This is a genomic window from Pseudanabaena biceps PCC 7429 (genome assembly GCF_000332215.1).
Classification (GTDB): domain Bacteria; phylum Cyanobacteriota; class Cyanobacteriia; order Pseudanabaenales; family Pseudanabaenaceae; genus Pseudanabaena; species Pseudanabaena biceps.
The window spans coordinates 1-13083 of sequence record NZ_ALWB01000017.1 but is presented as its reverse complement, the minus strand read 5'-3'; the positions used below and the strand labels follow the sequence as shown (position 1 = coordinate 13083).

7 protein-coding genes are annotated in these 13083 nt (G+C 43.4%); 4 read left to right on the top strand and 3 right to left on the bottom strand.

Annotation, left to right across the window (positions count from 1 at the left end; translation table 11 throughout):
- Positions 1-164 precede the first annotated feature (164 nt).
- Positions 165-500 (bottom strand): STAS domain-containing protein, encoded by a 336-nt coding sequence (locus PSE7429_RS03490; RefSeq protein WP_263363449.1) that lies wholly within the window; start codon positions 498-500, stop codon positions 165-167.
- A 377-nt stretch (positions 501-877) separates the two neighbouring features.
- On the opposite strand from PSE7429_RS03490, the gene PSE7429_RS03485 reads away from it, so the two are divergent.
- Positions 878-1957 carry an Mrp/NBP35 family ATP-binding protein gene (locus PSE7429_RS03485; RefSeq protein WP_009625671.1) on the top strand — a complete coding sequence of 360 codons (1080 nt, stop codon included), beginning with the start codon at positions 878-880 and terminating at the stop codon, positions 1955-1957.
- 288 nt (positions 1958-2245) lie between these two features.
- On the opposite strand, the gene PSE7429_RS03480 is transcribed toward PSE7429_RS03485, so the two are convergent.
- Positions 2246-3463 (bottom strand): response regulator, encoded by a 1218-nt coding sequence (locus tag PSE7429_RS03480; RefSeq protein ID WP_009625670.1) that lies wholly within the window; start codon positions 3461-3463, stop codon positions 2246-2248.
- Positions 3464-4099: 636 nt separating this feature from the next.
- On the opposite strand from PSE7429_RS03480, the gene PSE7429_RS03475 reads away from it, so the two are divergent.
- Positions 4100-5482: a metallopeptidase TldD-related protein gene (locus PSE7429_RS03475; RefSeq protein WP_009625669.1), complete on the top strand. Its 1383-nt coding sequence runs from the start codon at positions 4100-4102 to the stop codon at positions 5480-5482.
- A gap of 1695 nt (positions 5483-7177) precedes the next feature.
- Positions 7178-9682, top strand: coding sequence for an EAL domain-containing protein (locus tag PSE7429_RS03465; protein ID WP_158467608.1), 2505 nt, complete (start codon positions 7178-7180; stop codon positions 9680-9682).
- Positions 9683-9719: 37 nt separating this feature from the next.
- Here PSE7429_RS03465 and PSE7429_RS03460 read toward each other — a convergent pair whose 3' ends face one another.
- Positions 9720-10676, bottom strand: coding sequence for an ABC transporter ATP-binding protein (locus PSE7429_RS03460; protein WP_009625667.1), 957 nt, complete (start codon positions 10674-10676; stop codon positions 9720-9722).
- 456 nt (positions 10677-11132) lie between these two features.
- Between PSE7429_RS03460 and aspS the strand changes: the two genes are divergently transcribed.
- Positions 11133-12926 (top strand): aspartate--tRNA ligase, encoded by a 1794-nt coding sequence (gene aspS / locus PSE7429_RS03455; protein WP_040687162.1) that lies wholly within the window; start codon positions 11133-11135, stop codon positions 12924-12926.
- The last annotated feature ends 157 nt before the right edge of the window (positions 12927-13083 follow it).

Here is a 13083-nt window from a genome sequence, read left to right as displayed (position 1 = left end):
TAGGGACGCAATTTTACGGGTTTTAGTTTGTAAATAATTTGAAACGGGATTTGAGGAAGGGTTTGCTACGCAAACCCTTCCTCAAATCCCAAAAGTAAAAGCCTTGCTTAGCAAGGCTTTTACTTTTGGGATTTTAAAATTTGCCAGCTTAACCTGAACTGACGTTAACTTAAGGTGGCGTTAAATTCGTCAATGGTTGTATAGATTTTGAAAATCTTAGTCATACTTGTGAGTTCAAAAAGCATCTGCACTTGATCATTAGCACCGCAAATGACCATATCCCCATTGCTGTTACGAATTGATTTTAACGCGGAAACCAATGCCCCCAAACCCGAACTATCCATAAAAGTGATTTCATGAAGATCGACTAATAAGTATTGAGGTGGAGTTGGAGCCGAGGCGATATCGTTGACTTGTCGTCGAAAATCAGCCGCCGTTGTGACATCCAGTCTTCCTGAAGGCTGCATAATTTTTACTTGATTGCTCATAGTGTTTTTGATCTTAAAGAGCTACTGATTTTGGTAATTGCAGGGATATAAGTAAGTGGGCTTAATTAAATATAAAACCCTAAAACCTGCGGCACACGCAGCGTGCGCCGCAGGTTTTATATCTGGATTTTAATTATGCTGAGGTACTTAGAGTAATAATTTAACAACACTCTAGGATGTTTCCCCATAAGCATAAGTCTTTATCGATTATTTTGGCTCTTATTTAGGTTTTAATGAAATCTTGGCAAGGTAATAGCATCCTGTGATGACAACAAATCTAAAAATGCAGTAAAAGCCATGCTAGCCAATGTTTTGACTGCATTTTGTCATCCTAGCAACTCTATAAAATCCTGTAAGTAAAATTTTTTATTTTTTAATCTCTAAAATCTATGACCGATCTACTTGATATTCAGGCGATCCAACAAGCGCTAACCCCCATAGTCGATCCCGATCGCCAAAAAAGTATTATCGATCTGAATATGGTGCGCGATATTGCGATTAAGTCCAATGGGGTAGTTAGTTTCACCCTATTGTTGAACGATCCCAACAGTCCCAAACGCGATCCTTTGATTCAAGAATGTAAGGCAGCTATTAAGGCGATCGCTTCGGTTACCGATGTCTGGGTAAAAGTAATCGCGAATAGTCCTACGATCGCTACCCCAGCCTCGCCAACCAATGCTTTGCAAGGCATTGAAGGAGTCAAGTATGTTCTAGCAATTTCCAGTGGAAAAGGGGGTGTCGGTAAAACATCAGTAGCGGTTAATGTGGCGGTTGCTCTAGCAGATATGGGTGCTAAGGTGGGCATTCTCGACGCAGATATCTATGGTCCCAATGTTCCCGTAATGCTGGGGATGGAAGCAGCACAGGTCAAGGTAGTTAAGGCGGAAAATGGCGCGGATGTGGTGGAGCCAGCCTTTAACTATGGTGTAAAAATGATTTCGATGGCGTTTTTAATCGCTAAGGATCAGCCTGTAGTTTGGCGCGGACCAATGCTTAATGGCGTGATTCGACAGTTTCTCTATCAAGCTAACTGGGGCGAACTAGATTATTTAATTGTGGATATGCCTCCTGGAACTGGGGATGCACAGTTAACGCTTACGCAGTCTGTTCCCCTTGCAGGAGCCGTCATCGTGACTACTCCCCAGACTGTATCCCTTTTGGATTCGCGTAAGGGCTTGAAGATGTTTCAAAATATGGGTATTCCTGTCTTAGGGATTGTCGAGAATATGAGCTATTTCATTCCCCCCGATATGCCCGACAAACAGTACGATATTTTTGGCTCTGGTGGTGGCAAGAAAGCTTCGGATGAGCTGGGTGTAGATCTGCTCGGTTGTGTGCCCCTAGAAATCAGTCTGCGCGAAGGCGGCGATCGCGGTGTGCCTATTGTCTTAGGTCATCCAGAATCTGCATCAGCGAAAGCTTTAAGGGAAATTGCCAAGGCGATCGCCGCTAAAATCCAAAATCCTTAAACTTCATCAATTTAAGACAAATCAAATCCCGAACAAACAAGTGGTGGCGCTACGCGCCGCCACTTGTTTGCTCGGGATTTGATAGCTAAGTAACATCAGTTCGGGTTAAGCTGGCAAATTTTAAAATCCCAAAAGTAAAAGCCTTGCGTAGCAAGGCTTTTACTTTTGGGATTTGAGAAAGGGTTTGCTACGCAAACCCTTTCTCAAAGTCCGTTTCAAATTATCCCAAACTCACAAAAAAACAGAGGGTATGCCGCACAGCGTGCGGCATACCCTCTACTTTGAAGTTTATTCCTCAAGTTGCTTCATTTCTTGATTGGAAGTTAGCAGATACTTATTCACTTCTTCGCCAATTTTATCGTTACCCGCAGTTTTAGAGATAAATGAAGTGGCTCCCACCAGCTTCGCTCTAAAGCGATCGATTAACGAATCATTACTCGTCAAAATGAGAATTGGCGTGTCCTTAAAATCTGGAATTCGCCGAATTTGAGCGCAGAGTTCATAGCCACCAACGATTGGCATGACCAAATCCAAAATAATCATCTCTGGTTTATATTCCACAAGTAAAGGCAATACGTTAATAGAATCGCGAATTCCTAGGAAGCCAAAACCGAAGCCTCTCACAATCTGTTCGATAGTCGCACATACTTGGTTGCTATCATCGACACAGGCGATCAGCGGTCTTGACATCATTTCTATTCTTTTTGGTTTACTATGGCTCTTATCAGGCAATTGGGCAGGTTCGTTTACTTCATTTAGGGAAAGCGAAGCAATGGGCGATTGAATATCACTAACTTCCACTAGCCCGACCATACCACGGTGATAATAAGCCATTAACGACTGCACGAGGGTCAGTAAATCCTTTTTCATCCATGTCGATAACTCCCTTAGCGATCGCCTACCATCAAGAATGGTAATCAAGGTTTTATAGGTCAAATCCGAGGCTTCTTCCTTAAGCTGTCCAGGTCTTTTGATCCAAGGGGCAAGATTTGGGGAGAAATCGGCAACTCCCGCTTTACGCCATGTCAGCCACTCTTGTCGGGCATATTCGATCGCATGTTCGGCATGGATGAGGGAGATTACAGGAGTGAGCTCATCTTCAAAATCACAATAGTAGGTAATCTTATCGTTCGCTGCACATTGGATGATATCAAATAGTACTTCTTGAACAAAACCTTCAATAATTGGCGTGATTTGTTCACGGGTAATCACCATCCTTTTCATTAAGATGACTAGTACGTGATAATCCCAGAGTCTCAACTCTTCAACGGTGCGAAAGGAAATTTTATTAAAGTCTATCTGTAGCTTATACTGCCCCATCAGTCTACGCCAACGACGGTGACTATGAGCTCCACCCGTAGCCCACACTAACCTACCATGACAATAGTAGATACTCCATTTGTAATCTTTGACACTATGCAGTTCCAGCTTGCCCGTAAACTGCTTGCGACCATAGCCACGTAACTGTTCAACAAGGCTATAAACAGCTAGATTATCTGTATCCATGCGTCGTCTACACGTCCTATGAGATAGAGCTTTATTGTTTCAAAGACGGAAAAATTTACTTTTTGACTTTATTTTAAAGATATGCAAGATGGGCTGGCTATTAAAAGCTTACCTCTGACAAACTTATACTCATAAAGAATACAGCAATTCCCATTATCAAATCGTTTTTTGAGTTTTCGGCTAGCAATTCCTAGCATTTAATCAATTTTATTGATCAGTTTATTGATCGGTTTATTGATTGGTTTACTGATTGGTGGGGATTATGGCATCTGTTAATTTCGTAAGGAAAAGCTCCTCAAGAGAGTTGCACCTAGATATCGCAAATATAAATAGTTTAGGAGGAAACCTATTTTATAGCTAATTTTTCCCCAACTATTCCCAACTATAAGTAGCTAGGCGCAATTAGATATATAAAAAGATATAAAACCCTAAAACCTGCGGCGCACGTACAGCGTGCGCCGCAGGTTTTATATTTAATTCCGTCTAGCTACCTACCCACAACCAATGCATTCCTGATATTTTCTGTAAATGGTATGTTTAAAGTAGTTTGGACTATGCCGAACTAGCTGAACTACTTAATACAAACTTTTTAATACAAACTTTTTAATACAAACTTTTGCTGGGAGCTAATTTTTAATGGACAAATTAATGGGCAGACATCTGGAAGAACAGTCACTAGAAGATGTTTTCGATCGATTAACCGATCGCCTAATTACGAGTCTGTATAGTAGTGAATATTTAACTATTAGCCTAGAGAGCGAGCGCAGCCAATTTACTAGATTTAACAAGGCTAAGGTTCGCCAATCAGGATTTGTTGCCGATGGAAATATCACAATTTCGTTAATCAGCAATCAGAGGGAAGCCTATGCTGAGTTCCCATTTACAGGCAATCTCGATCATGATACGACTTGCGCGATCGCCAGTCTCGATTATTTGCGGCAAGAAGTTGCCCAAATCCCCGAAAATCCCTATCTGGTGATTCCCGAAAACCAAGGTTCAAGCCGTGAAGTTTATCAGGGCAGTTTGTTAGACACCGAAGAGGCGATCGCCGCAATTCTCACACCAGTCATCACTCCTGCACATAGCACCGTAGATTTCGCGGGATTATACGCATCTGGCTTAATCATCCGCGCCAATGCTAACTCCGCAGGCCAGAGACATTGGTTTGCTACGGATTCTTTTTTTGTCGATTATTCCATGTTCGTCCAAACGAATTCTGGCGAAAAAGCAGTCAAGGGAATTTATGCTGGGAAAGAATGGCAACCAGAGAATTATCACTTCCAGATTAACCGCTCCAAAGAACAATTAGCAGCCCTACAAAGACCAAGCAAAACTCTAGAGCGCGGACAATATCACACCTACTTTGCCCCTGCGGCAGCGTCGGATCTATTAGGCTTTATTGCAAACAGCGTGGGCGAATCGAGCTTGCAACAGAGTAGCAGCGCTCTTTTGAAATTAAAGAATCAAGAAAAAAAACTCTCCCCGTTACTATCTCTTAGTGAAAATTTCACCTACGGGAATGTACCTCGCTTCAACAGTATCGGAGAAGTCGCTCCTGAATTTTTGCCCGTTATTGCCCATGGCAATCTCGTCAATACTTTAATTAGTTCACGCAGTGCGAAGGAATATAACAAAGAAGCCAATGGTGCGAGCGTGGGTGAATCAATGCGATCTCCTGAAGTTTCGGCAGGAAGCTTAGCAGCAGCCAATATTCTCAAACAATTGGATACTGGACTTTACTTGTCAAACCTCCATTACCTAAACTGGAGCGATCGCACGGGTGGCAGGATCACAGGCATGACGCGCTATGCCTGCTTTTGGGTAGATCAAGGCGAGTTGATCGCCCCCATTGAGAATCTACGCTTTGACGATAGCATCTATAATTTTTTGGGCAAAAACCTAGAGGAATTAACTGATTTTCGCGAATTTATTCCTAACGTAAGTACCTATGAAAAGCGATCGCTTGGAGGTATTCTCGTTCCAGGAATGCTTGTAAAGGATTTTACATTTACTCTATAGCTTTCGTTACATAAAGGTTAACTTGACATTAAGGGACTTGCGATTTCATGAAGTACCAAATATAAAACCAGAATCAGTGGCGCGGCGGAGCCGCGCCACTGATTCTGGTAAATCTGGATTGGCATCTTATTTTCTCGCAAGTCCCTAACCTCTATGTCATCCCAAGCAATTAGGGTAAAAGGCAAATTATTCCAAATTATTCGTAGAGACTAGTATTTTGTGCCCGTAGCTACATCTCTCACAATATTCGCCTACATACACAAACTAATCGCCACTGACATTTTGATTTTGTAGTCGATTTTACTTTGTATTCCCCCATACTATCGGATGCTAAGTATCGGATGCTAAGTAATAGCACATTCCCACCCTATAAAGGATTCCAGACAATAAATGAGCAAATCAAATGGAAATTATATGAGTATAAAACCAATCTCAATATGTAAACCCTTTTAGCATCCTATAAAACTTTTTTGCACCATAAAAGGTTATCAGAAAGTTATATAAAGTAATATTTTTTCGATAGATAGGGTAAAATCTTTTTTGTAGCTTAAGAGTCAGAATTGCTATGTTGCTAATAAATTATAGAAATATTCTGCCAGCTTCTATTGCCTGCATAGGGGGGATGATTCTTACACTTGGTCAGCCAGAAATAACTTTCGCAAATGACCAAACTGGGTATACTCCAACGGATCGTCCTCAACCACAACGCACTCAAGGCGGCGGATCTCGATTTCATCCACTCATAGAATATAGTCCATCCTGTAATTACTAATCAACCGCCATTATGCTTAATTTAAATTCCTAATTTAAGAAGAATAAAGAAACGCGGGGGGCGTACTTTTTATTCTAAGCATTTGGTGATTCGATCTTTGTAAACTTTATAAAATTTGTATGGATCGTCATTTTATCTGCGATAACCCAAAGATCGCTAGATCTTACGGCGATCGCAATGTATATCGCGATTACATCATACCAAATTACAAAATGGCTACGCCATTTTGTAATTTTAAAACCCTTACTGGATTTGGGTTTTAATTCCCAAAAGTGTAGCCACACTTTTGGGAATTGGTATCAATCCATCAAAGCCAGAGTAAAGCACTATTTCGCAATGGTGCTTTACTCTGGCTTTTGATTTTGTCTTAGGGCTGGTAACAGCCATAGAATTGCTAAATTTCACATCCTCACATCTTCACATCTATAGTTGCCGTCAACTGTATCAGGACAAGTCCAAAAGAGGATTGCCGCGCGGAGCGCGGCAATCCTCTTTTGGGCTTTAATTTTGTCCTAACAAAACTGGCGGCAGGTATATAGGCAACGTAAGGTTTGCTTAGGACATAAAGCCCAAAGAGATGAGTGGCGACGCTTCGCGTCGCCACTCATCTCTTTGGGCTTTGTTCATCCCGTCGGATTAAAGTTTCGAGAACTGATGGAATTATGCTGAGATAATTACGACAAAGGGCTTGCATACATCTAAGCATTAGTTTGGTACGATTGTGAAACTTTAGTTGCAGAGCCAAGACATAGTGGAGATCGCCTTAGTTGAGGATTCTTTATCAGGACTTACTCCAACAAGTTAGGCTTACTACTCTCATTAAATTCTCTTAGATGATCGCGATTAAAACTCTAAAAGCAAACTGGGAAAATTTACCGCTTAGATTCAAACAGTGGGGTGGATTTTTCCTGTCTAGCGGAAGTGTGTACTTATTAGTATTTGGATTGCGTTGGTTAGGGTGGTTGCAACCTAGCGAATGGGCAGCTTTCGATCTATTCGTACAGTTGCGTCCTATGGAGCCCGTAGACGAGAGGATCGTTATTGTTGGCGTACAAGAATCGGATATTCGCTACTTAGGGAGTTGGCCAGCCTCCGATCGCACCCTCGCTAAAATTTTACGCAAAATCCGCGAACAAAAGCCAAAAGTAATTGGCTTAGATCTTTATCGAGATATTCCTGTGGGAGATGGCTACCAAGAACTTGAGGAAATATTTAAAACCACTCCCAATCTGATCGGTATTGAAAAAAGCATTAACGATCGCTTTAGTACTGCCATTAGTCCTTCCCCTATACTCAAGGCTCTAGGTCAAGTATCGGCAAATGATGTCATTGTTGATCCCGATGGTAGATTACGTCGGGCTTTGTTATATCCAATGCCGAAAGGGAATGAAGGTTTACCTAGTTTGGGGCTAGCAGTTTCCCTTGTATACCTCAAAGATAAGGGCATAGAGCCGAAGTCCTCACCATCTGGATATTTACAACTTGGGGAAGCTGTTTTTAAGCCCTTAGAAAATACCGATGGCGGCTATGTCCGTATTGATGCGGGAGGCTATCAAGTTTTGATGAATTACCACGGCTCCTCACAAAAGTTTCGCTCCGTCTCCCTTGAAGATATTTTAGAAAATCGGATCGCTCCCGATCTGATGCGCGATCGCATTGTCTTGATTGGAGCGCAGGCTTCCAGTCTCAATGACGTATTTTACACTCCCTATAGCAGTAATTTTATTACCTCACCCGCGCAAATGTCAGGGGTAGAATTTCAAGCCAATCTTGTTAAGTTAATCTTGGGCGCAGCGAGCGATCAGCGACCTCTATTTCATGTTTGGTCAGATATTGGCGAAGAAATGTGGATTGCGATCTGGTCGATCGCTGGCGCGGCGATCGTTTGGATTTTCTCCACCAAAAGATTAGTCTTGCTAACGGGGACGGTAATTTTCGGCATGGGCTTTCTGATTGGTGGCAGCTATTTACTATTTTTAGGAGGTTGGTGGATACCTCTTGCTCCTGCCCTATATACCTTTATCGGCTCCATGATGGTAATGCAGAGCTATATGTATGTTTCCAGACTGCGCGAGTTAAATTCGGCCCTTTCTGATTCGATCGAATTGCTTGCCCATGATGCCTCCCATGATGCTTTAACGGGTTTACCCAACCGCAATCTATTTATGGATCGCGTAGATCATGCGATCAAATACAGTAAGCGCAATTCCAACTATCTATTTGCGATCTTTTTCATTGATCTAGATCGATTCAAAATGATTAATGATAGTCTTGGGCATAATATGGGCGATCGCTTTTTACAAGCGATCGCCGCACTATTGCAAGACTGCTTGCGTTCGATTGATACCGTGGCTCGGCTGGGGGGCGATGAGTTTACAATTCTGGTAGATGATATTCAAGATGTGAGTGAAGCCTTAACCGTTGCTGATCGTATTCTGCATCGGTTTCTCTCTCCCATCACCATCGGGGGCGAAGCGATTTTTCCTAGTGCGAGTATTGGCATTGTCATTAGTACGCCAGATTATGATAATTGTATCGATCTCCTGAGGGATGCAGATATTGCCATGTATCGGGCTAAATCTCTGGGCAAAGGACGATATACGCTCTTTGATCAAGAAATGTACGAACAAACCTTGCGATTAACGCAATTAGAGAGCGAACTTCACTATGCTCTCGAACATCGAGAATTTGAACTTTATTATCAACCCATCGTTTCCCTAACCACCGATCAACTTGCTGGATTTGAAGCTCTAATCCGTTGGAAGAATCCTAAACGAGGCTTTATTTCGCCTATAGAATTCATTCCTCTGGCTGAGGATACTGGGTTAATTGTGGCAGTTGGGGATTGGGTTCTCAGGGAAGCCTGCCAACAATTGACGGACTGGCTCCAGAAGTTTCCCGAAGCTGCCAATTTGAAAATGAGTATTAATTTAGCTAGCCATCAAATTCGTGAACCAGATCTTTTAGATAAGCTCGATGCAATCCTTGCCGAAACTGGGGTCAATGGCAGTTCGATCCGTTTAGAAATTACGGAAAGCACCTTAATGGATCAGGGAGAACAGACGATCGCCAAACTGGCGCAATTGCGGGCAAGAAATATCCAACTGAGCATTGATGATTTCGGTCAGGGTTATTCCTCCCTCAGCTATTTACATCGCTTTCCCATTAATATTCTCAAAATCGATCGAGCTTTTGTCAGTCAGATGAGTGATGGCGGTGAAAATATTGAGATCGTGCGGACAATTACCATGCTAGCCCATACCTTAAATATGAGTGTCGTCGCTGAAGGGGTCGAAACGGAACAACAGGTCGAGATTTTAAAAAAATTAGGTTGTGAGTTTGGGCAAGGTTATTTATTTTCACATCCCTTGACGGCTTCTGCCGCCGAGCAGGCGATCGCAAATAGCATCCAAGCGATCGTTATATAAGCAATACCCCAAGCTTGGCATCATGCTCAGGATAAGCCTAACTTGTTTGCCTATAGCCTAACTTTAAAAAGATGTTTTCTAGGGTTTCTTGCGTTCGATGAAAGTCGGAGATCGGAATCCCTAATTCAATCAGAGATTTCAGCAATCCCGCACAGTCTTCTACAGTTCCCGCAAATTGAACCCTTACCACTGACATATCTGGAAGAACTTCCAACTCTTGAATTAATTCCGATCGCTTTAAAGCCGATTGTAAGTCTTCAATATTACCGAGAGTAGAAATTAGAATCTGTTGGCGGTCTTGGTTACTGCGATCGTATAGAGCCTGTAGCCGTGAACTTTCAACCAAAGTACCTAACTCCATAATCCCAATCGAAGTACAGATTTCGGCAAGGTCGCTTAGGATATGCGATGAAATGAGAATGGTCATTCCTTGCTGTTGGAGGGACTTGATAATATTGCGAACCTGTACCCTCGCAAGGGGATCGAGTCCTGATACTGGCTCATCTAGCAATAGCAAAGTGGGATTATGAATGATGCTTCTGGCGAGACTGAGTCGCTGTTTCATGCCCCGCGACAGGGTAGCGATCGCTTCGTTCCTTTTTTGCTGTAGCTCCACAAGTTCGATCACCTCATGCAATCTCTGCGATCGCTGGGGATCTCGCAAAAAATATAAACGGGCAAAATAATCGAGATAGTCCCAAACCGTAAGGTCATCGTAAAGTGGAAAGTCATCGGGTAAGTAGCCCAATTGCCTCTTTAGTTCGGGATTGTTTTGTCCCCGTAAAAACCTTGCCCCATTAATATAAATTTCACCTGCGGTGGGCTCTTCCGCAGCAGCAAGCATCCGAATTAAGGTGGTTTTTCCCGCCCCATTGGGGCCAATTAGCCCATAAACTTCACCTCGATCAATTTGCAAATCGAGGTGGTTGACCGCCACATGGTTATCAAACTGCTTGGTCAATCGGTGCGTGCGAACTGTCGGTACTTCTGTCATGAGATTGCCACGAAAGTTACAGCCATGTTACTCCCAGCAACGAGAATTGTGAAGAGATGTCGCATAGGCGCTTTGCACTGTCCATCTTTTAGTTATGCGATTTATACCAAATCACAAAATGGCTACGCCATTTTGTGATTTTAAAACCCTTACTGGGTTTGGTTTTCAATTCCCAAAAGTGTAGCCACACTTTTGGGAATTGGTATTATGCGGCACTATACATAGCAACAGGTGAGTAACTCACCTGTTGCTATAAGTACCCAAAGCCTGTAGCGCACGCGCAGCGTGCACTACAGGCTTTGGGTACTTATATTTAATTGTGCTTAGCCACTTACCAATTCTTGAAACACTTCTTCAAACACTTATGTTGGGGCTAACGCTTTACAAGTTATTATAGTAAATGGTCAAAATTCCAGTTTTTACTTTTTTCTCTAAAGTTTCGCCAATAACATCATGATGCGTAGCAACTATTGCGGTCACCTCAATGCCGAACATCTCGGACAAACAGTTAGCTTGTGCGGTTGGATCGATCGCAGACGGGATCATGGTGGAGTGATCTTTTTAGATCTGCGCGATCGCACGGGAATCGTCCAGATCGTTAGCGATCCCCAAAGAACTCCAGCGTCCTATGACCTTGCGGGGGAAATGCGAAACGAGTATGTAGTCAGAATTATTGGCAAAGTTTCTCAGCGTCCTGAAGAATCCCTCAATCCCAAACTCGCCACAGGGGAAGTAGAAATTTATGCCGAATCCATTGAATTGCTCAATGCCGTCAGCAAGCCATTACCCTTCCTAATTTCTGAAGCGGACACGATTAAAGAAGAGCTGCGCTTTAAATATCGCTATCTCGATATGCGTGGCGATCGCCTATCGAGCAATCTCAAACTGAGATTTGAAGTTGTAAAATCCATTCGCCGCTTCCTTGAAGATGAGTATGGATTTATGGAAGTGGAAACGCCAATTCTTTGCCGCTCTACTCCTGAGGGAGCGCGAGACTACCTCGTCCCCAGCCGCGTTAATGCGGGACAATGGTACGCCTTGCCTCAGTCTCCACAATTATTTAAGCAGTTGTTGATGGTGGGTGGATGCGATCGCTATTATCAAATCGCTCGATGTTTCCGCGATGAGGATCTACGTGCTGATCGTCAACCCGAATTTACCCAACTGGACATGGAAATGAGTTTCATGTCTCAGGAAGAAATCATCGAACTCAATGAGAACCTAATTCGCTATATTTTCCAGACCGTTAAAGGAGTGGAATTAGGCTCCTTCCCCCGTCTCACCTATGCCGAATCGATGGATCGCTATGGGTGCGATCGCCCCGATACGCGCTTTGGTATGGAATTAGTCAATGTATCCGATTTATTTGTCAATTCTGGCTTCAAGGTCTTTGCTAACACAGTTGCCAATGGCGGCATTATCAAAGTTTTACCCGTACTCGGTGGCGATGCGGCGATTTCTAATACACGCATCAAACCAGGCGGCGATCTTGCGAATTTGGTTGCTCAATATGGGGCAAAGGGATTAGCCTTTATCCGTGTTCGTGAAGGTGGTGTAATCGACACGATCGGCGCACTTAAGGATAGTCTCACCGAAGAAGTCAAACAGGAATTGCTAGAGCGCACTGGAGCAACCGCAGGCACGATTCTGTTATTTGGGGCTGGAGAAAAAGCGATTGTGAACGAATCCCTCTATCGTTTGCGGCTAGCCCTCGGTCGGGAATTAGGTTTAATTGACGATCAAAAACTCAATTTCGTGTGGATAACCGATTTCCCCATGTTCGAGTGGAATGCGGATGAGAAGAGACTAGAAGCCCTGCATCACCCCTTCACCTCACCCCGCCCTCAAGACATTGAGAACGGTCAACCCATTGATGTAAATACGATCGCCCTAGCCTATGACTTGGTACTCAATGGTACGGAAATTGGTGGCGGTAGCATTCGGATTCACAAACGCGATGTCCAAGAAAAAGTTTTTGCCGCGATCGGACTAACTCCCGAACAGGCAAAGGAGAAATTTGGTTTCCTATTGGAAGCCTTTGAATATGGCACGCCTCCCCACGGGGGACTAGCCTTCGGACTCGATCGCTTAGTGATGTTGATCTCTGGAGCCGATTCCATTCGTGATGTCATTGCCTTCCCTAAAACCCAGCAAGCCCGTGATCTGATGACTGACGCACCATCAAGTGTGGATGACTCGCAGTTAAAAGAACTCCATGTCAAGTTATCCCTACCTCCTGCAAAGAGCTAGTCCAATTCCCCAAAGATGAATGGCGGCGCTTGGTGCCGCCATTCATCTTTGGGGCTTTATGTCCTAAGCAACCCTTACTTTGCTATGTATATGAAACGGGCTTTGAGAAAGGGTTTGCATAGCAAACCCTTTCTCAAAGCCCAAAAGTAAAAGCCTT

What these genes read in the sequence shown, in the direction of transcription:
- PSE7429_RS03460 (WP_009625667.1), bottom strand. Translation starts at nt 10,676, where the DNA reads ATGACAGAAGTACCGACAGTTCGCACGCACCGATTGACCAAGCAGTTT.
- aspS (WP_040687162.1), top strand. Translation starts at nt 11,133, where the DNA reads ATGCGTAGCAACTATTGCGGTCACCTCAATGCCGAACATCTCGGACAA.
- PSE7429_RS03485 (WP_009625671.1), top strand. Translation starts at nt 878, where the DNA reads ATGACCGATCTACTTGATATTCAGGCGATCCAACAAGCGCTAACCCCC.
- PSE7429_RS03475 (WP_009625669.1), top strand. Translation starts at nt 4,100, where the DNA reads ATGGACAAATTAATGGGCAGACATCTGGAAGAACAGTCACTAGAAGAT.
- PSE7429_RS03480 (WP_009625670.1), bottom strand. Translation starts at nt 3,463, where the DNA reads ATGGATACAGATAATCTAGCTGTTTATAGCCTTGTTGAACAGTTACGT.